The organism is Pseudomonas sp. B22129, assembly GCF_044218875.1.
GTDB lineage: Bacteria > Pseudomonadota > Gammaproteobacteria > Pseudomonadales > Pseudomonadaceae > Aquipseudomonas.
In genome coordinates, this window is the sequence record NZ_CP162592.1 from 1,567,897 (window position 1) to 1,588,060 (window position 20,164).

Consider the following 20,164-nt stretch of genomic DNA (forward strand, 5'->3'; position numbering starts at 1 on the left):
GGGCTATCAGCGCTTGGTGTTGGAACGGATGTTCCAGCCAAACTTGATCGCGCCGCCGTCTTTGGTGCCATCGGCTTTCTGCGGCTGGTAGTCGACCATCACTTGGGCAAAGTTCAGGGTGACGTTTTCGGTCAGGCGATCATCAGTGCCCGAACCGCCGGTGCTCAAGGACGTGACCAGCACTTCTTCCAGGTTGATCACCATGTACTCGACCTGGCTTTCGCCACCGGCCTTGCGCACGGTCAGCTTGACCTTGTCGATGTGCTTGCCGCTGGCGCAGTGCATCATCAGGTTGGGGGAGGCCTTGTCGACGTATTTGGTCAGCGACAGGTCCTGGATATTCACCTTGCCCGCGCCGCCGCCACCGCCCACATGCATGTTGCCGGACTGGGCCATGCCCCAGCTCCAGTTCAGCACGTCGATTTCGTCCTTGTGGGCCTTGTCCATGGACTCGCCCTTGATGTCGCCGATCTTGATGAAAATATCAACAGCCATGTTTTCTCCCTGTGTGGTCTCAGCCACAGTATTTGGTTACCGCCAATGGGGCAGCGCTTTTCTGTGGGAGCTGGCTTGCCTGCGATTGCATCACCGCGGTGTGGCTGGCAGACCGCGGTGCCTGCATCGCGGGCAAGCCCGGCTCCCACAGAAGAGCTAGCTCTTCTGTGGTTTAGGCGGATTTCGCCGAAGGCAGCTTCGATACCAGACGCAACGACACCGTCAGCCCTTCAAGCTGGTAGTGCGGGCGCAGGTAGAACTTGGAGTTGTAGTACCCCGGGTTACCTTCGACTTCTTCCACGATCACTTCGGCCGCAGCCAACGGGTGCTGGGCCTTGGTGGTTTCGGTGGAGTGCGCAGGGTCACCGTCTACGTAGTTGAGGATCCAGTCCTGCAACCAGCGCTGCATTTCGTCCTTCTCTTTGAAGGAACCGATCTTGTCGCGCACGATGCACTTCAAGTAGTGGGCGAAACGGCAGGTAGCAAACAGGTACGGCAGGCGCGCGGCCAGGTTGGCGTTGGCGGTGGCGTCCGGGTCGTCGTATTCGGCCGGTTTCTGCAACGACTGGGCGCCGATGAACGCAGCGAAGTCGGTATTTTTCTTGTGCAGCAGCGGCATGAAACCGTTCTTCGCCAGCTCTGCTTCACGGCGGTCGCTGATGGCGATTTCGGTCGGGCACTTCATGTCCACGCCGCCGTCATCGGTCGGGAACGTGTGCGCCGGCAGGTTTTCCACTTCGCCGCCGGACTCGATGCCACGGATGCGCGAGCACCAGCCGTAGTGTTTGAACGAACGGTTGATGTTCACCGCCATCGCGTAGGCGGCGTTGGCCCAGGTGTACTTGGAGCTGTCGGCGCCGTCGGTGTTTTCTTCAAAGGCGAAGGCTTCCACCGGATCGGTTTTGGCGCCGTACGGCAGGCGCGCCAGGAAACGCGGCATGGTCAGGCCGATGTAGCGCGAATCTTCCGATTCACGCAGCGAGCGCCAGCCGGCGTATTCCGGGGTGGTGAAGATCTTGGTCAGGTCGCGTGGGTTCGACAGTTCCTGCCACGAGCCCATACCCATCACGGTCGGCGAGGCCGCAGCGATGAACGGGGAGTGCATGGCGGCGCAGACTTTCGACAGCTCGCCCAGCAACTCCACATCGGGAGGCGACTGGTCGAAGTAGTAGTCGCCCACCAGGCAGCCGTACGGTTCGCCGCCGAACTGGCCGTATTCTTCTTCGTACATCTTCTTGAAGATCGGGCTCTGGTCCCACGCGGTGCCCTTGAATTTCTTCAGGGTCTTGTGCAGTTCGGGCTTGGAGATGTTGAGCACGCGAATTTTCAGCTGCTCATCGCTCTCGGTGTTGTTGACCAGGTAGTGCAGGCCACGCCAGGCGCTTTCCAGCTGTTGGAAATCCTGGTGATGGATGATCTGGTTGACCTGGGCAGTCAGCTTGGCGTCGATGGCGGCGATGATCGATTCAATCGACTTGATCGCGTCGTTGGACACCAGGTCGGTTTGCGCCAGAGCCTGTTCGGCCAGGGTGCGCACGGCGGTTTCCACAGCTTCGCGGGCACGCTCGGTTTTGGGTTTGAATTCTTGCAGCAGCAGGTTGGCGAACTCGCTGGCTTCTTCGGTGGCACCCAGAATCTGGCTGCCTTCGCGGGCGGTATTGTCGGTCATGATTACTGGTCCCCTGCCGGCTTCGGCGCGCTCGCAAGGGCCTGCAGCAATGCCGGGTCCTTGATCGCTTTCATGATGATTTCTTCAGCACCGGTCTTGCCGTCCATGTAGGTCAGCAGGTTGGCCAACTGGGTGCGGGCCTCAAGCAACTGGTTCAGCGAGTCGACTTTGCGCGCCACAGCGGCCGGGCTGAAGTCGTCCATGCTTTCGAAGGTGATGTCCAGGCTCAGGTTGCCTTCACCGGTCAGCTCATTCGGTACGTGGAAGGCTACGCGTGGCTGCATGGCCTTGAGGCGCGAGTCGAAATTATCGACATCCACTTCAAGAAACTTGCGGTCGGCGACAGCGGCGAGCGGCTCGGCGGGCTTGCCGGCGAGATCAGCCATCACGCCCATCACGAAGGGCAGCTGGACCTTTTTCTCGGCGCCGTAAAGCTCGACGTCGTACTCGATCTGCACTCGAGGCGCGCGGTTGCGCGCAATGAATTTCTGAGAACTTTGCTTCGCCACGATGCTGCTCCTGGTCGCTTGAGCGACAGTGTTGTTACTGCACGGTCCGGCGGCTTATTCGCTGTCCGGGCCGCGCAGGTTTTCAAATTGGGACATGCCGTCGGGAATCAGATTGCGCACGATGGCCGCGAAGTCGGCGTGCACCAGATGCTTGGCCCGGTTCAACAACACCGGCAGCGGGCTCGAAGGCTCGTGCCGGGTGTAGTACGCGAGAATCTTGTCGAGGCTGCGCAGCACGTCGTCGCGGGTGGCGATGTCGCCAGCGGGGCGAGGGGCTGCGGGGGCGGCGGCGTAATCGGCCGAGGGGGCATTGTCGTCACTGACAACCTCGGGTTCGCCGCTGCTTTCGGTGCCGGGCACCGCTTGATTGAGTAGGTTCAGGGCCTGCTTGAGCGGTTGCTTCAAGATGCTCAAGTCCACGCCTTGGGCGGAACCGACCTGGTCGTTGACCTGTTGTTCGATGGCTTCGCACGCCGCACGCGCCGCGCTCAGGGCCTCGCGGGTGGCTTGCAATTGTTCGGGGTCACTGTCGAGGAACGCCGCATTGAGCTGCTGGGCGCCGAGTTGTTCATCGGCAAAAATCTGCAGGCCGCTGGCGTTGAGCGCCGCACGCAGGCTGACGGGCCCGAAGGTGCGCGAGCGTGTGAGGATGCTCTCGCGCAGCAGACGAATGGTGGTGTCGCTCGTCAGGCCGGACAGCGCATTGACGCGTACTGTTGGGTCGTTATCGTCGTCGGCGTCCAGGCGTGGGTGCAGGTCGGCCCAGTATTCGCGCAGCAACGCGTTGATCAGCGTGAGGGCTTCGGCCAGCCCCGCCACACCCTGGAGGGCGAGGGTGCTTTGCAGCAAAAAATGGGTGATGCGCAGGTCTTTGCTGCGCGCGAGCAAGTCGAGGCTTTGCTGCTGGATGCTGCGCCATTCCGGCGGTTCGGCGGGCAGGATGGAGTCGCCCATGCTGCGCTCGGGCTGGCCCTTGGCGTCACGTTCCAGCTGAAGAAATTGCGCGTCATATTCCATGTCTTCGCCACATGGCGAAGTCGCGGAAACGGCGGCGAGCAGCAACGGCACATCCACTTGATTCGATCTCCCTATCAGCCCGTTAGATGGCGGGCAGTTCATGCCTTAGTTGCGTAATGAACTTTGCATGTTTTCCTGATCATATAGTCAGAGTGCCACTAATGTGCCATCAATGATGTTCAAGAAGTTGTGCATTTTTGGTGTAGTAGTTGGGCCTTGTCAAGGTAAGCTATTCGCCCTCTGTGACAGATGTGCGGTGCTTAACAACCTGCGCGACTGGTGGGTCGGGTGACGCACCGGAACAGGATTTCTGTCATGGAGGCCGGTTAAGATCAGCGATCATGCTGGTAAAAGCCGGTTGCAAGGGTCGTTTGCACGATCTGGTAGGGATTGCCCGGGAAGTGTTGCCCCGGGCGTCGACTGCGCGCGAAGTATCAGCAAGGAGGCAAGATGTCGCTGTGTTTGACTATTACTAGTTATCACAAGATTACCCCTGGGCAGTGCCCCGAAAAGTCCTTGAACCAGGGCTCGATGGCGATCGGCCGCAGTTCGGATAATGACTGGGTATTGCCTGATCCAGAGCGTCTGGTCTCTTCGCAACACTGTGTTATTCAATACAAAGAGGGTCGTTATTATTTAACCGATAACAGTACCAATGGCGTGGAGTTGGTTAACGCCGGTATTCGTTTGCGTCGGGGTAACAGCGAACTGTTGCAAGATGGCGAACTGATCCGTATCGGCGATTACGAAATTCTGGCGCGCATCGACTTCAACGTGCAAGCCGTTGATAGCCAACCCTTTGCCAATGAATCACCGAACAGCTTTGAAGCGTTGATGGGCGCCGTGGTGAACACGCCCGCGCCTGTGCCGGTGATCGCGCCGCAGTTTCAGGGCGCCTCGTCGATGGACACCCTGCCAGACCTGTTCGACTTTCTCAGCCCCACCGCCGTACCGCCACCGACCGTGCCGGATCATGTGCCCTCCGAGCAGCACGATTTCCGTCCGCCGACGCCGGTTGTCGTCGAGAAACCGGTGGTATCGGGCTCTGTGATTCCCGACGACTGGGACCTGTTTGCCGATACGCCGCCAACACCCGTCGCGTCGCCGCCCGCCGCCGTCATCCAGCCGCCACCCGTGGTCGAGCCCGTGCTCCCCGTGGCAGACAGCAGCCAACAACCCGATCTGCTGCAAGCCTTTCTGCGTGGCGCCGGCCTCGACCAATTGCGCCTCGACAAAGCCCAGGCAGAGGCCCAAATGGAAAGCATCGGGCGCAGCTACCGCCTGATGGTCGAAGGCCTGATCGACGTCTTGCGTGCCCGCGCCAGCCTCAAGGGCGAGTTTCGCATGCAGCAAACCATGATCCGGCCCGCCGAAAACAACCCGTTGAAATTCGCCCCGAATGCCGACGAAGCGTTACTGCTTTTGCTTCGCCACGGTAACCAGGCGTTTATGGCGCCTGACATCGCCGTGCGCGACAGTTTCGACGACCTGCGCGCCCATCAATTGGCGGTGATGGCCGGTGTGGAAGCCGCGATCAAGCACCTGCTGGCGCGCTTCGAACCGGGGCAACTGGAAGAGCGGATGGGCAAGCCGGGCGGGCTGTCGAGCCTTTTCAACGGCTCGCGCCAGGCCCAGTACTGGCAGCAGTTCACCGAGCTTTACAGCAATATTTCCCGCGAAGCCCAGGAAGATTTCCAGGACCTGTTCGGCCGCGAATTCAGCCGGGCCTACGAAGAACACAGCGCACGACAGCGACGCTAAAACGCGTCGCAACCATGGATAAAACGGATAGCTAAGTACGTCATTGAGGACGCAGGATGATTCCCAGGTTTTTACTCGCAGTTGCCACCGCGTTGCTGTTGACGGCGTGTGCCAAGGATGCCGCCAAACCCGAAGCCGCCGCCCAGGCGGATGCCGACACGGCCGCCGTCGAATTGCACTTCCACGCCATTGCCGGGCTCAACCCCGGCGCCAACGGCCACGCCGCCCCGGTGCGGGTGCGCATTTTCGAACTGAAAAACGCCGCCACCTTCGGCCGCTCCGATTACTTCGCCCTGGCGGATCGCGCGCAATCCACCCTCGGCCTGGACTTGCTTGACCAGGACGAAGTGATGGTCCAGCCCGGCCAGCAGCTGAGCATTAAACGCGACCTCGACCCGTCCACCCGCCAGATCGGCTTGCTGGTGGGCTATCGCGAACTCGACCGTGCGCAATGGCGCACGGTGTTAGAGGTGCCGGCGCGCCAATACACCGAATACCAGATCAGCCTCGATGTGCACGCGGTGCGTGCCGACGTCGTGGTTCCCCCCGCAAGCCCTGCCCAATAACAAGAGATCGGAGCCCCCATGTCCTGGAACAATCGCGTGGTCTGGTCGGAAGGCATGTTCATCGGAACGCAGCACTTCCAGCAGCATGACCGTTACCTGGAAAACCTGATCGACGCGCGCAGCCGCCCGTTGTCCGCAGGGGCCTGGGGCTTTTCCGAGTTGCTGATCGATCAGGGCCTGCTCGCCCAGGGCAAGCTGGCGATTGTGTCGGCGCGGGGCCTGCTGCCGGATGGCACGCCGTTCAATATTCCCCAGGATGATGTGGCGCCGAGCCCATTGAGCATTGACGACAGCCTGCGCGACGGGCTGGTCTATCTGGCGCTGCCGCTCAAGCGCGCGGGCGCCCGTGACACCGTGGATGAAGGCGAAGCGCTGGAAGCGGCGCGTTTTGTCAGCCAGGTGCGTGAAGTGCGCGACGATAACGCGCCGTTCGAAAACCGCGCGCCCGTGGCCGTCGGCTCGCGCGCCTTGCGTTTGCTGACCGCGCAGGATGGCATCAGCGATTACGCCGCCATCGGCCTGGTGCGCATCAAGGAAAAACGTGCCGACCGCGCGCTGGTGCTTGATGACACTTACATCCCGCCGGTACTGGACGTCGCTGCAAGCAAACCACTGACCGCATTTCGCAGTGAACTGCTCGGCTTGCTGCATCAGCGTGGTGAAGCGCTGGCGGGCCGCGTGGTGGCGTCGGGCGCCGGTGGTGCGTCGGAAATTGCCGACTTCATGCTGCTGCAACTGGTCAACCGCGCCCAGCCGTTGATCCAGCATTTGAGCCAGCTGACTCCGCTGCACCCGGAGCGTTTTTTCAGCGAGCTGGTGAGCCTGGCGGGTGAATTTTCGACCTTCGCCACCTCTGGCCGACGCCCGCAGGAGTATCCGCAATACCAGCATGACGACCTGGCACTGAGCTTTACCCCGGTGATGCAGGCCTTGCGTGAAGCACTGTCGATGCTGATCGACAGCAAGGCCACGCCGATCCCGATTGTGGAAAAAGCCTATGGCATTCACGTGGCGATGCTGGCCGACAAAACCCTGATCGACAACGCCAGTTTCATCCTCGTGGTGCGCGCCGATGTGCCCGGTGAAACCCTGCGCGCGCGCTTCGGCCAGCAGAGCAAGGTCGGCTCGGTGGAGCACATCCGTGATTTGGTCAACCTGCAATTGCCGGGCATCAGCCTGCTGCCGTTGCCGGTGGCGCCACGCCAGTTGCCCTACCACGCAGGCTCCACCTACTACGAGCTGGACCGTGGCAGCGAGCATTGGCAGCAACTGAGCAACTCCGGTGGCTTTGCCTTCCATATCGCCGGGCAGTTCCCGGGCTTGAACCTGGCCTTCTGGGCGATCCGAGGATAAACCGCGATGCATCCCAATGATGATGAACGCACCCAGTTCATGCCGCGTCCGGGTGGCCGCTCGCCTGAGCCCGCACGTGCGGAACCGGCCCCTTTGTCCATGCCCGCCGCGCCGATGCTCACCGGCAAGAGCCATGGCCTGAACCCGCTGGAAAGCGCCGCCGGCCCGCTATTGGCCTTGCTGACGCGCCTGCGCAACACCATCGCCCATCCGGCGCCGGCCAGTTTGCGCGCACAGTTGCTGGCCTACCTGCGTCAGTTCGAAGAACGTGCTGAAGCTGCCGGTGTGGCGCGCAACGAAGTGCTGCTGGCGCGTTACGCGCTGTGCACCGCGCTCGACGAAGCCGTGCTGAGCACGCCGTGGGGCAGCACCAGTGACTGGGGCAAGCAGAGCCTGTTGATCACCGTGCACAACGAAGCCTGGGGCGGCGAAAAGGTTTTCCAACTGCTCGACCACTGCCTGCAGAGCCCGCGCGAACGCTTGTACTTGCTGGAGCTGTTGTACCTGTGCATGTGCCTGGGTTTCGAGGGCCGCTACCGGGTGATGAACGACGGCCGCAGCCACCTGGAAGCGTTGCGCGAACGCACCGCCGCCGCGATTCGCAGTGCGCGCGGCGAACACGAACGTGAGCTGTCGCCGCACTGGCGGGGCGTGACCGTGGCGCGGGACCGCCTGGCGCAATTCATGCCGCCGTGGATCGCCGTGGCCATCGGCCTGGCGCTGCTGTTGGCGTTGCTGTTCGGGCTGCGCATGAAGCTGGCGTCGGATGCGGAGCCGGTGTTCAAGAATATCCATGCTCTGGGCGAGATTCCGGTGCAGGCCATCGATCGCCCGGTGGCGCAGCCAAAAGTGGTTGAACGGCCGCGCCTGGCAGGTTTTCTGGCGGAAGACATCAAGGCCGGCCGCGTCGCCGTCGAAGATAAAGTCGACCGCTCTGTCGTAACTATTCGTGGCGATGAATTGTTCGCCTCCGCCAGCTCCAGCATCGTCGATGACTACCAGCCGCTGATGCTGCGCATCGCCGACGCCATCCGCAAGGTCAAGGGCCAGGTGCGCGTGACCGGGCACAGCGACAACCGCCCGATAGCCACGCTGCGTTTCCCGTCCAATTGGGCCTTGTCCGAAGCACGGGCCAAATCTGTATTGGAAATCCTCGCGGCCAAGACCGGCCAGGCAGACCGCTTCAGCGCCGAAGGCCGCAGCGACACCGAGCCTGTGGCGACCAACGCCACCGCAGAAGGCCGTGCCCGCAACCGGCGGGTTGAAATCACCGTATTGGCGGAGGGCGTCGAGTGAAGGCGTTTTTCAGTTTCATGATTCGCTGGGTGATCCCCGTGCTGGGCCTGATCGCCCTGAGCCTGATTATCTGGTTTGTCGGGCCGCTGCTCGACGTGCTGGTGCCCGAAGGGCGCCGCTGGGCGCTGATTATCCTGGTGTTCGCGGTGTGGATTGCCTACCGCGTGTTCCGCATCATCCAGGCGCGCCGTCAGGCCGCCGAAGTGCTGCGCAGCCTGGCAGCAGAAACCCCGGCGGACCCCAACAGTGTGGCCACCGCCGAAGAACTCACCACCCTGCGCCAGCGCATGGACGAAGCCCTGGCGCTGCTGAAAAAGGCCAAGCTGGGCGGTGATGAGCGCCGTAACCTCTACGAGCTGCCGTGGTACGTGATCATTGGCCCGCCGGGTTCGGGCAAGACCACGGCGCTGGTCAATTCCGGGCTGCATTTTCCATTGGCTGCGCAGCTGGGCGCCGGAGCGGTGCGTGGCGTGGGCGGCACGCGCAACTGCGATTGGTGGTTTACCGACCAGGCCGTTTTGCTCGACACGGCGGGCCGCTACACCACACAAGACAGCAACTCCACGGTGGATAAAGCGGCGTGGCTGGGCTTTCTCGACCTGCTGAAAAAACAGCGCTCGCGACGCCCCATCGACGGTGCTTTCATCGCCATCAGTTTGTCGGACCTGCTGCTGGGCACCGACGCTGAGCGCGCTGCCCACGCCGCTGCGATCCGCCTGCGTATCCAGGAGCTGTACACCCAATTGGGTGTGCGTTTCCCGATCTACCTGATGCTCACCAAGCTCGACCTGGTGCCGGGCTTCATGGAGTTTTTCGACAACCTGAGCAAGGAAGACCGCGCCCAGGTGTGGGGCATGACCTTTGCGCTGGACGATGGCAAAAACAGCGAGAGCCCGCTGGCCCATCTGCAAAGCGAATTCGCCGGTTTGGAGCAACGCCTCAACGAACGCTTGGTCGAGCGCTTGCAACAGGAACGCGACCCGGCGCGGCGTGACCTGATCTATGGCTTCCCACAGCAATTCGGCGCCTTGAAAGATTGCCTGCAGAGCTTCCTCGAAGGCGTGTTCAAACCCAACGCCTATGAAGAGCGCGTGCTGCTGCGCGGCGTGTATTTCACCAGCGGCACCCAGGAAGGCAGCCCGATTGACCGCCTGATCGGCGCCATGGCCCAGAGCATGAACCTGGACCGCCAGCACCTGGCGCGCCAGAGCAGCACCGGGCGCAGTTACTTCATCGAAAAACTCTTCACCGCCGTGGCGTTTGCCGAACGTGGCCTGGTCGGTGTCAATCCGAAGGTCGAGCGCCGGCGCAAGTGGATCGCACGCGGCGTACTCGCGGCCACCGTGGCGCTGGTCGTCGTCGTCAGCGGCTTGTGGTGGGTCAGCTACCGCGCCAACCAGGCGTATATCGCGCAGGTTGACCAGAAGGTCGCGCCGCTGGGCCAAGCGGTGCAAACCCTCAGCCCGGCGCAGCGCGACGTACTGGCCGTGTTGCCTCTTCTGAATGCAGTGAAAAGCCTCGCGGGCGATTCGCCGAGCTGGGCCGAGGGCCTGGGCCTGTATCAGGGCGATATGCTTGAAGCCGAGTCGGGCAGCGTCTACCGCAAGCTGTTGATCGCCGTGTTCGCGCCACGCCTGGTGACGCGCATCGAAGAGCAACTGCACGGCGGTGGCAATTCCGACTTCCTCTACGAAGGCCTCAAGGCCTATCTGATGCTGGCCGACAGCGAGCATTACGACCCGGACTTCATCAAGGCGTGGATTGCGCTGGACTGGGACCGCAGCCTGCCGCGCGACCTGCCCGCCGATCAGCGCCAGGCATTGACCACGCATTTGCAGGCCTTGTTCGACCGCCATCCGCCGAGCGCGCGCCTCGACCCTCGGCTGATCGACGACCTGCGTCGGCAGTTGCAACAGTTGCCGGTGGCCCAGCGCGTCTATGACCGGGTCAAACGCCAGAAACTGCCCGAAGGCATCCCGGATTTTCGCCTCAACGAAGCCGCCGGCCGTGATGCCGCGCTGGTGTTCAGCCGCAAAAGCGGCAAGCCATTGGGCGAGCCGTTGAGTGGTTTCTTCACTGCCAAGGGTTATCGCCAGGCCTTCTTGCTGAGCAGCCTGAACCAGACCGGCACCCTCGCCGAAGAGCAATGGGTGCTCGGCCATGAGCAGGCCAATCAGCAAAACGTGGTGAGCCTGGCCGGTGATGTCCGCCGCCTGTATTTCCAGGACTATCAGCGCCAGTGGGACGCCTTGCTCGCCGACATCGACTTCGTGCCGATCACCAGCGTGGCCCAGGCTGCCGACGTGCTGCGAGTGATTTCCGGCCCGACCTCGCCGCTGAAAAAGCTGCTGGTGGCCGTGGCCAAAGAAACTGACCTGCAAGCCGAAGAACGCCAGCTGGCTGCCAAAGGCGTGCCGGTGGAAGGTGGCGTGGACAAGCTCAAGGAGCGCCTCGGCAGCCTGCTTGGCCAGGAGCAACAGGCGGCCAGCAAACCCGAAGCGGCAGATGATCCGGTGACCGCGCACTTTGCCGAACTCAACGGTATCGTCAGCAAAAACGAAGGCGAACCCGCGGCCATCGACGGCCTGCTGGCCGATATGAACGCGCTGTATGTGCAGGTCAGCGCTATGGTTGGCGCCAGTGGCGACGCGTTGCTCGGTGAGGCGAAGAACCAGGCTGCGGCGGCGGCCACGCGGGTCAGCCTGAATGCCGAGCGCCAGCCGCCGTTGGTGCAAGGCATGGTCAAGTCCGTGGTCAATTCCACCACCAACAGCATGATGGGCGGGGTGCGTAACCAGCTGAACGCAGCCTGGGTCAGCGAAGTGGTGAATGTGTATCGCCAGTCCCTGGCCGGGCGTTATCCGATGGCGCCGGGCAGCGCCCGCGATGCCACGCTGGATGACTTCGGCCAGTTCTTCGGGGTAGGCGGGGTGATGGATAACTACTTCCGCAAATACCTGCAGCCTTACGTGGACACCTCCACCCAGACCTGGCGCTGGCAGCCGGGCGCGGCGCAAAAACTCGGGATTGCGCCGGGCGTGCTGCAAACCTTCCAGCGGGCGGCGACGATTCGTGACGCGTTCTTCCGCGCCGGTGGCACTCAGCCAATTGTGCGTTTTGAACTCAAGCCGGTCTCGATGGACCCCACCATCACCCAGTTCCTGCTCGACCTCGACGGCCAGCAATTGAGCTATGACCACGGCCCCAGTCGCCCGGTCGCGATGCAATGGCCGAACCCCGGCAGCATTGGCGTGGTGCGCATTTCCATCATGCCGCCATCTGCCAGCGGGCGTTCGGGCGTGACCCTCGACGGGCCGTGGGCCTGGTTCCGCCTGCTGGAACAATCGGACCTCACGGCTGGTAACTCACCGGACCGCTTCAACCTGCGCCTGCGGGTCGATGGCGCGAGCATCGCCTATGAACTGCGTGCGAACAGTGCCTTCAACCCGTTCAAGAGCCGTGTGCTCAGCGGCTTCAGCCTGCCGGAGCGGTTATGACGGCGCCCGGTTTCTACGGCAAGTTGGCCAGCCGCGGGGACTTTGTCAGCCGCGCCTTGCCCCAGCGTTTTATCGGCCCGTGGGACAGCTGGCTGGCGGCGGGTTTGCTCGCCAGCCAGAACAGCCTCGGCGGCGACTGGCTAAACGTTTACCTGGTCAGCCCGCTGTGGCGTTTTGTGCTGGCGCCGGGCGTGTGCGGGCCGGACGCGGCGGCGGGCGTGGTGATGCCGAGCATTGACCGGGTCGGGCGCTATTTCCCGTTGGCGGTGGTGGCGATGCTGGATCACGACACCAACCCCGCTTCCTTGGTCGGCGGCCCGGACACCTGGTTCGAGCAGGCCGAGGAGCTGTTGCTCAGCACTCTGGATGCCGGTGCCACCTTTGAACGCTTCAGCGATGGCGTCGACAACCTTGGCACTCCAGCCAGCGAGCCGCGAGCAGCAGACAGCCGCTTTGCCGGCCTGCAGCGGGTGGCCGCCACAGTGCCTCACACTCGAATGAGCGCCCTCGCAGAATTGGCCTGCGAAGGCGCGAGCTTGTGGTGGGGCCGAGGCTCGGAACGTATTTCCCCCGGTTTATTGCGGTGCCAGGGTTTGCCTGCCGCCGGCGATTTTGCGCAGTTTTTGCTTGGCCAAGAAGGTGTGGTGTAGATGGGCTCGACGTTCAAATCCGCAAGCAAAAGCCATGTGGGCATGGTTCGCCAGGTCAACGAAGACGCGTGCCTGGACCTGCCGGAAAACCGCCTGTGGGTGGTGGCCGACGGCATGGGCGGGCATGCGGCGGGCGACTACGTCAGCAGCCTGATTGTCGACAGCCTGCGCACGGTGCCGGTGGGCCGCTCCCTCGATGAATACTCGGCGGCGCTGCGCAATGACCTGATCCGCATCAACGCCACCGTGCGCGAAGAAACCGCCAACCGTGGCGTGACCATGATGGGCAGCACCGTCGTGCTGTTGGCCGCACGCGGGTTGCGCGGTGTGTGCCTGTGGGCCGGTGACAGCCGCCTGTACCGCCTGCGCGACGGTGTGCTGGAAAGCATTTCCCGCGACCACAGTTATGTGCAGGACTTGCAAGACAGCGGCCTGCTCAGTGAAGCCGACGCCCGCGTGCACCCGCGCGCCAATATCGTGACCCGCGCGGTGGGCGTGGAAGCCCAGCTGGAACTGGCGGTGGCCGACTTGCTGATCGCCCCCGGGGACAGCTACCTGCTGTGCAGCGACGGCCTGAACAAAACCGTGGAAGACCATGAGATTCGTGAAGTCCTCGGCCACGACACGCCGGATGAAATCGTGCGCAGCCTGGTGCACCTGGGCCTGAACCGGGGCGCACCGGACAACATCACCGCCATTGTTGTGAAGGTGTCGTCATGACCATTCTGATTCCAGGCTATGACATCGAAGGCGAGATCGGTGAAGGCGCCATGGCCAGCGTGTACCTGGCGACTCAGCGCTCCCTTGAGCGCAAGGTGGCGTTGAAGGTGATGGCGGCGGCGCTGGCGGCCGACCCGAGTTTCTGCGAGCGTTTTTTGCGCGAGGGCAAGACCCTGGCGCGCCTGTCGCACCCGCACACGGTGACGATCCATGACATCGGCAATGTCGGTGAGCTGTATTACATGGCCATGGAATACCTGCCCAATGGCACGCTCAAAGAACGCATCGCCGCCGGGCTGACGCCGGAGCAGGGGCTCACGTACATCCGCCAGATTGCCTCGGCGCTGGGTTACGCCCACGCCCAGGGGCTGGTGCACCGCGACGTCAAACCCGCCAACATTCTGTTCCGCGCCGACGGCACGGCAGTGTTGTCGGACTTCGGTATCGCCAAGTCGCTGGATGATCGCACCCAATTCACCCAGGCCGGTTTTGCCGTGGGTACGCCGAGCTACATGAGCCCGGAACAGGCCCGGGGCCAGGAGATCGATGGCCGCGCCGACCTGTATGCGCTGGGCGTGGTGCTCTATGAAATCCTCGTCGGCAAGCTGCCGTACAACGGCACCGACGCGCTGTCGACAGCGCTGGCACATCTGACCGAACCCTTGCCGGAATTGCCGGTGCACCACGGGCGTTATCAGGATGTGTTGCGCAAGTTATTGGCCAAGGACCCGGCCGAACGTTTCCCGGATGCGGCGGCGCTTTTGCGGGCACTTGATCAACTGCCGACGGACTCGCCGGAAGCCACGCTGGTGCGGCCGCTGCCGATTCCACTGAGTTTTGATTTGGGCGGTATCACGCCCGAGTCCATCGAAATCCCGACCGACAAGCCTCAGTCCGTGCGCCAACCGGTGGTGACGCCGACGCAGCACCGCGCCGTGTCCGAGCAACGCCGTGGCCCGGTGGTGGCGTTGGCTGCCGTGGCCGTTGCGGTGGCGCTGGCCATTGGCGGTGCAAGTTATTGGTGGTTAAGCGCCAGCGAGGCGCCGGCCAAGCCGCCAGCCGCCGTGATCCCGAAAACGCCGCCGCCGGCGTTGAAACCCGTGGTGGCTGAAGTCGATGGTGGCCAGCGACCTTTGCTGATGGCCGGCAAACGGACTCTGTTCCAGCGTGTGCTCAGCAAGCCCGGCGCGAAACTCTCCCATGACGCTGGCGGCGCATCAAGCGAAGGGCTGGCGGCGTTTTCCGTGCTCTACGTTTACCAGCGCAAGGACGTCGATGGCAGCCCGTGGTTACGTGTGGGCACGGCCACTGACGGGCGCAGCGACGGCTGGCTGCCTGCCTCGCAAGTCAGCGATTGGAAGCAGAGCCTGGTGCTCAAGTTCACCGAGCGTTCGGGGCGGGCGCCGGTGATGTTCCTGCGCCAATCCGCTGAAGTTGAAAAGCTGTTGGCTGACCCTGCCGCCGCCAAAAAAGTGCTGGCCAAGGCGCAGACAAACAGCGAAGACAATCAGCAAGTGTTGGCGCTGGAACCGACCGCCAGCGCCGTGCCGCAGAACCAGTTCTACCTGTTGCCGATCTTTGATTCCAAAGAGAGCTTCGACGAAAACGGCCAACCGGTGCAGTTGCTCAATGTGGCGTCCATTGATCCCGGCAGCGTGGCGGCCAAGCCCGCCGCCCGGGCGGTCAGCGCCAATGCCGACGCCTTCCGTACCGCCGTGGTGCTGGTGGTGGACACCACCGTGTCGATGCAACCCTACATCGACCAGGTTCGCGACGTGGTGCACGCGTTGCAAACCCGCATTGGCGAACGGGGCGAACTCGACAGCGTGAGCTTCGGGCTGGTGGGCTTTCGCAACAGCATCAAGAAAACCCCGGGCCTGGAATACGTGGCCAAAACCCTGATCACCCTGGATCAGGGGCGCGACCCGCAACGCTTTCTCGACATGGCGCGCCAGGTCAAAGCGTCCACGGTGTCCAGCCATTCGTTCAACGAAGATGCGTTTGCCGGGGTGATGCAGGCAGTAGACGGCATGGATTGGTCCGGCTACGGCGGGCGCATTATTTTGCTGGTCACCGATGCCGGTGCCCTGCGCAAGAATGACCCGTTCGCCACCACGCAGATGAACGAGGCCGAAGTGCGCCAGGCCGCGTTGGGCAAGCAGATCAAGATTTACGCGCTGCACCTGCGCACCGACGCCGGCAAGAAAACCCACGCGGGTGCTGAAAGCCAGTACCGCGTCCTGACGGCCGATGCCAACCCGCAAATCGGCGACCTCTACACGCCAGTGCCGGGCGGCGATGTACACAAACTGGGCGAGCGTGTTGACGAGATCGGCAGCGTGTTTGCCAACCTTGTGCACCAGGTGCGCAGTAACACGCCGCAACCGGTGCCGTTGTTGAGCTCGGCGCCGAGCCTGGCGGACAAGTCCGCCGCCGTCGGCTACGCGATGCACATGGATTTCCTCGGCCGCAAAACCGCGAGCCAGGCGCCGCAACTGGTCAGCGCCTGGACGGCCGACCGCGACCTCACCAACCCGGCACTGCCGGCGTTCCAGGTGTGCGTGATGCTGACCAAGTTGCAGCTCAACGACCTGCAGCAATCGCTGAAACTGATCGTGGACGCGGCGCGCAAAACCCAGACCTCACCCAAGGATTTCTTCCAGGAAATCGCCAGCGCCTCGGCTTACATGAGCCGCGACCCGCAGGCCCTGCGCAAGGGCGGCAACCTCGCCGACGGCGGCATTCTCGGTGAATACCTGGAAGGCCTGCCGTACCGCAGCAAGTCGCTGAACATGACGCAGGATTTGTGGCTGTCGCTGAGCGTGGCCGAACAGGAAGACTTTATCGACGAACTGGATTCGAAAATCCGCCTCTATGAAACCTTCCACAATGACCTGGCCAATTGGGTCCGTTTCGGCGATGCCGAGCCGGGCGACGCGTTGTACCGCGTGCCGTTGTCGACGCTGCCGTGATGCTGAACCTGAGCGCGGTGCACAAGAGCCGGGGCAGCGGTAGCCAACGCTACAGCCTGGTGATTCCGGGGCTGAGCCTGCGCGCGGGCGAGCAATTAGCGATTGTCGGGCCGAGCGGTTGCGGCAAAAGCACCTTGCTCGATCTGCTGGCGTTGGTGCTGGCGCCGGATCAGGTGGGGCAGTTTGAGTTCAATCAGCAGGATATCGGTGGGCTGTGGCGGGCGGATCAGCAGTCCAGGTTGGCCGCGCTGCGCAGCCAGCATCTGGGCTATGTGCTGCAAACCGGCGGGTTGCTGGGCTTTCTCGATGTGCGCGGCAATATTGCGTTGTCCCGGCAACTGCTGGGTTTGAAGGATGACGGCAGCGTGGCGCGGCTGGCTGAGCAGTTGGAAATCAGCGATCAGTTGGCCAAAAAACCGGCCGCGCTCTCAGTCGGCCAGCGCCAGCGCGTCAGTTGCGCCCGCGCCCTGGCCCATGCGCCGCAACTGGTGCTGGCGGACGAGCCCACCGCTTCCCTCGACCCGCTGAACGCCGAGCGTGTGATGCAGGCCCTGCTGGCCCAGGCCCGCGAGCACCGCGCGGCCTGTGTGATCGCCACCCATGACGAACCCCTGGCCCGCGCCAGTGGCTTGCAGGTGCGGCGCATCAGTTGCCGTCGCGACAGCGATGGCGGCGTCACCGCCACCCTCGGGGAGGCATGCTGATGCGCATCGGTCTGGTGGCGTCGCTGGCTTGGCAGGATTACCGCAACGACGCGTGGCTGTCAGCGTGTTCAGTGCTGGCGTTGGTCGCCGTCATTGCGCCGTTACTCGTGTTATTCGGCCTGAAATTTGGACTGGTTAGCAGTTTGACCGAACGCTTGGAGACCGACCCCGCCACCCGTGAAATTATCCCGTTGGGCGGCGGTCGATTCAGCCATGCATTCATCGAGCAGCTTGGGGGGCGCGGTGATGTGGCGTTTGCCATTGCGCGGACACGGCAGATTGCGGCGACGGCGCAGGTGGGTACGTTGACTCTGGAAATGCTGCCGACCGCGCCGGGTGATCCTTTGCTGAGCGGTTTGCCGGTGCCCAGGGGGCTGGACCAGATTGCGTTGAGCCACACCGCCGCCGAGAAGCTCGCGGCGCGGCCTGGCGACTGGCTGGAAACCGGCTTTGCACGGCAAGTGGCAGGGCGAGTTGAAGCTCAGCATACGCGGCTGCAGGTGCTGGCGGTATTGCCGCTGGAAGCTTTTGCCCGGGATGGTTTTTTTGCTGATTTGAGTGTGTTGCAAGCCGCAGAAGATTACCGCGATGGTCGTGCAGTGCCAGCGTTGGGCTGGGACGGTGAAGCGGTCGGTGTGAATGAGCAGCGCGTTTACCCGGCGTTTCGCCTGTACGCGCGCAACCTCGCGGATGTGGAAGCGCTGCGGGTGTATTTCGCCGCGCAGAACCTGCTGGTGTCGACCCAGGCGAACACCATCGCGCAGGTGCAGTCGTTGAGCCGCAACCTGTCGATTGTGTTCTGGATCATTGCCGGGCTGGCGCTGGCCGGGGCATTTGCAGCGATCTTTGCGGGGGCCCTGGCGGCGGTGGCGCGCAAGCGTCGCGAATTGTCGGTGCTGCGCCTGTTGGGGTTTTCCACCGGCGGGCTGTTGTTGTTTGTGGTGCTGCAAGCGCTGTACAGCGCAGGGTTTGCAACCGTGCTCAGTGCCGGCCTGTACGGCCTGGCTGAGGCGGCTTTAAACAAATTGTTCGGGCAGGTACCGGGCGAATACGCCAGCCATCTGTTGGCGCGTCATTACGGCCTGGCCCTGGTTGCAATCCTCGGCGTCAGTGCCGTGGCAGCGGCCTGCGGTGGTTGGCGGGTGGCGCGTATCCAGGCTTCTGAAGGAATCAGAGATGTTTAAGTTACTGGGCGCCGCCGTGGCGCTGAGCCTGGCCTCGATGGCCTGGGCCGATGAGGCGAGCGACAAGCTCGACAACCCCAAACCGCTGGCGGATGACGTGAGCCTGCCGCTGCCCTGCGAGGGCAACATGGTGTTTCGTTACGCCTACGTGTTGGCCCAAGGCACGCTGGATGACCGTGAAATCAGCCTCGGCTACCCCTTCGCCGAGGGCGAGGCGGGTTATCAGCAATCGTTTATTTCCGGCTACCGCCGCGACTTCATCAACGGCCAGTTCACCCTCAAGGATTTGCCCAAAGACTGGAACAAGGTCATCGCGCCACTGATGCCGAAGACCGACGCCAAGACGCCGCTCAAACCGATGCTGTATTTCATCGGCAAGTACGAAGTAACCGCACGCCAGTACGCCGCCGTGATGGCTCAGGCGCAATCCCTGGCCAGCGGCGAACCCGCGCCAGCCTGCGACCTTCCCACCGGCATGGCCGCGCGCTTGCCAAAGGTGAAGCTGTCGCGATTTGAGGCCGAGCGTTTCTCGGCGGTGTACAGCGCGTGGCTGATGAAATACCACCGCGACCTGCTGCCGGTGAGTGGCCGTGGTTCTTCTGCCGAAGACGGTGGCCTGGGCTTTGTGCGCCTGCCGACTGAAGTGGAGTGGGAATTCGCCGCGCGCGGTGGCCAGGCGGTGAGCCGCCAAGACTTGGAAGGCCGCCTGTTTCCACGGCGTGTCGAAGGCAGTGAAAGCGACGGCCCGCTGGGCGACTACGCGGTATTCAACCAGGTCGCCGGCGGCACCGGTCAGGCCGCGCGGCTGATGCCCATCGGCACCAAACTGCCCAATCCGATCGGCCTGTTCGACGTGATTGGCAACGCCGCCGAAATGGTCCAGGAATCCTTCCAACTGGTGCACGCCGGGCGGCGCCAGGGCACTTACGGCGGCTTTGTGGTCAAGGGCGGCAACTACCTGGAAGGCGAGGGCACGCTCTTTACCGGCATGCGCCGCGAGTACCCGTTGTTCGCCGCCGACGGCACCGAACAGAGCAACGAAACCACGGGCTTTCGCGTAGCGATTGGCGCGCTGTCGGCGCCGCGTTCGCGCTACAAGGAATTGTTCGAGCAGTGGAAAAAAGAAGGCCGCTTGGCGTCGCTGACCGACGCCATCGACGACGCCCAGGACCCGACCAAGCGTCTGGACAGCATCATCGCCGGCAGCGTCGACCCCAAGCTGCAAGCCGAACTCGGGCTGGTCAACGAAGAGCTCAAGCGCAACGTTTCGTTGATCGCCCAGCAACGCGAAGAGGCGGCGGGCAACCTGATTCAGTCCGCCGCGTTGGTGGCCGAGACCATCAGCAATTACAACATCCGCCTGGCCAACCTGCAGAAAAGCCGCCAGCAAGCCAAAGACAACAAGGACGAGGCCAGCGCGCAGTTGTTTGACATGGCCATCACCAATGGCCGCAGCGCCCTCGACGGCGCCGTGGCGATTTATATCGACAACCTGGCCACCGGCACGCGCTACACCGATGCGGTGATCCAGGCCCAGTTTCAACGGATCAAGGAAGAGTTGGATCGCAAGCCAGTGCTCGGCAAGAGCCTGGTGACGCGCGCGACACTGTTCGTTCGTCATGTCGGCAACTACCGCAAGCAACAGCGGGCCGACCCGGCGACGATCTTGAAGGAATTGCTCGCAGCGAGCGGTCAGCGGTCTTGACCGGTGGCTGTAAAGCGAGCTTGGAAGGGACTCAGGCGGCGGTGGGCCGTGCTGGGCAAGTCAAAC

15 protein-coding genes are annotated in these 20,164 nt (G+C 63.1%); 11 read left to right on the forward strand and 4 right to left on the reverse strand.

Features of this window, described 5'->3' with window-relative positions; genetic code table 11:
* Positions 1-6: 6 nt before the first annotated feature.
* From AB4P94_RS07035 to tssA, 4 genes are all read right to left on the reverse strand, one after another.
* Positions 7-495: a type VI secretion system tube protein Hcp gene (locus tag AB4P94_RS07035; RefSeq protein ID WP_005792512.1), complete on the reverse strand. Its 489-nt coding sequence runs from the start codon at positions 493-495 to the stop codon at positions 7-9.
* A 172-nt stretch (positions 496-667) separates the two neighbouring features.
* The gene (tssC, locus tag AB4P94_RS07040; RefSeq protein WP_375065601.1) at positions 668-2,164 is read right to left on the reverse strand and encodes a type VI secretion system contractile sheath large subunit; all 1,497 of its coding nucleotides are present in this window, start codon (positions 2,162-2,164) and stop codon (positions 668-670) included.
* Between the two features lie 2 nt (positions 2,165-2,166).
* Positions 2,167-2,673: a type VI secretion system contractile sheath small subunit gene (gene tssB, locus AB4P94_RS07045; RefSeq protein WP_003231688.1), complete on the reverse strand. Its 507-nt coding sequence runs from the start codon at positions 2,671-2,673 to the stop codon at positions 2,167-2,169.
* A 54-nt stretch (positions 2,674-2,727) separates the two neighbouring features.
* Positions 2,728-3,747 (reverse strand): type VI secretion system protein TssA, encoded by a 1,020-nt coding sequence (gene tssA / locus AB4P94_RS07050; protein ID WP_395609962.1) that lies wholly within the window; start codon positions 3,745-3,747, stop codon positions 2,728-2,730.
* A 393-nt stretch (positions 3,748-4,140) separates the two neighbouring features.
* On the opposite strand from tssA, the gene tagH reads away from it, so the two are divergent.
* The 11 genes from tagH to AB4P94_RS07105 are packed head-to-tail and all read left to right on the forward strand — an operon-like array spanning position 4,141 to position 20,098.
* Positions 4,141-5,451, forward strand: coding sequence for a type VI secretion system-associated FHA domain protein TagH (tagH, locus tag AB4P94_RS07055; RefSeq protein WP_395609963.1), 1,311 nt, complete (start codon positions 4,141-4,143; stop codon positions 5,449-5,451).
* A gap of 56 nt (positions 5,452-5,507) precedes the next feature.
* The gene (tssJ, locus tag AB4P94_RS07060; RefSeq protein WP_395609964.1) at positions 5,508-6,017 is read left to right on the forward strand and encodes a type VI secretion system lipoprotein TssJ; all 510 of its coding nucleotides are present in this window, start codon (positions 5,508-5,510) and stop codon (positions 6,015-6,017) included.
* An 18-nt stretch (positions 6,018-6,035) separates the two neighbouring features.
* Positions 6,036-7,370: a type VI secretion system baseplate subunit TssK gene (gene tssK / locus AB4P94_RS07065; protein WP_395609965.1), complete on the forward strand. Its 1,335-nt coding sequence runs from the start codon at positions 6,036-6,038 to the stop codon at positions 7,368-7,370.
* Positions 7,371-7,376: 6 nt separating this feature from the next.
* Positions 7,377-8,666 carry a DotU family type VI secretion system protein gene (locus AB4P94_RS07070; RefSeq protein WP_395609966.1) on the forward strand — a complete coding sequence of 430 codons (1,290 nt, stop codon included), beginning with the start codon at positions 7,377-7,379 and terminating at the stop codon, positions 8,664-8,666.
* Positions 8,663-12,163: a type VI secretion system membrane subunit TssM gene (gene tssM, locus AB4P94_RS07075; protein WP_395609967.1), complete on the forward strand. Its 3,501-nt coding sequence runs from the start codon at positions 8,663-8,665 to the stop codon at positions 12,161-12,163. The genes AB4P94_RS07070 and tssM overlap by 4 nt, the downstream gene beginning before the upstream one ends.
* A complete protein-coding gene (gene tagF / locus AB4P94_RS07080) occupies positions 12,160-12,813 on the forward strand; it encodes a type VI secretion system-associated protein TagF (protein ID WP_395609968.1) in 654 nt (217 codons plus the stop codon). Before tssM ends, tagF begins: the two co-directional genes overlap by 4 nt.
* Positions 12,814-13,533 carry a PP2C family protein-serine/threonine phosphatase gene (locus tag AB4P94_RS07085; protein ID WP_395609969.1) on the forward strand — a complete coding sequence of 240 codons (720 nt, stop codon included), beginning with the start codon at positions 12,814-12,816 and terminating at the stop codon, positions 13,531-13,533.
* Positions 13,530-16,505 (forward strand): serine/threonine-protein kinase, encoded by a 2,976-nt coding sequence (locus AB4P94_RS07090; protein WP_395609970.1) that lies wholly within the window; start codon positions 13,530-13,532, stop codon positions 16,503-16,505. Before AB4P94_RS07085 ends, AB4P94_RS07090 begins: the two co-directional genes overlap by 4 nt.
* Positions 16,505-17,209 (forward strand): ABC transporter ATP-binding protein, encoded by a 705-nt coding sequence (locus AB4P94_RS07095; protein WP_395609971.1) that lies wholly within the window; start codon positions 16,505-16,507, stop codon positions 17,207-17,209. The genes AB4P94_RS07090 and AB4P94_RS07095 overlap by 1 nt, the downstream gene beginning before the upstream one ends.
* Complete coding sequence (locus tag AB4P94_RS07100; protein ID WP_395609972.1) at positions 17,209-18,393, forward strand: ABC transporter permease; 1,185 nt, start codon at positions 17,209-17,211, stop codon at positions 18,391-18,393. Before AB4P94_RS07095 ends, AB4P94_RS07100 begins: the two co-directional genes overlap by 1 nt.
* The gene (locus AB4P94_RS07105) at positions 18,386-20,098 is read left to right on the forward strand and encodes a formylglycine-generating enzyme family protein (RefSeq protein WP_395609973.1); all 1,713 of its coding nucleotides are present in this window, start codon (positions 18,386-18,388) and stop codon (positions 20,096-20,098) included. Before AB4P94_RS07100 ends, AB4P94_RS07105 begins: the two co-directional genes overlap by 8 nt.
* The last annotated feature ends 66 nt before the right edge of the window (positions 20,099-20,164 follow it).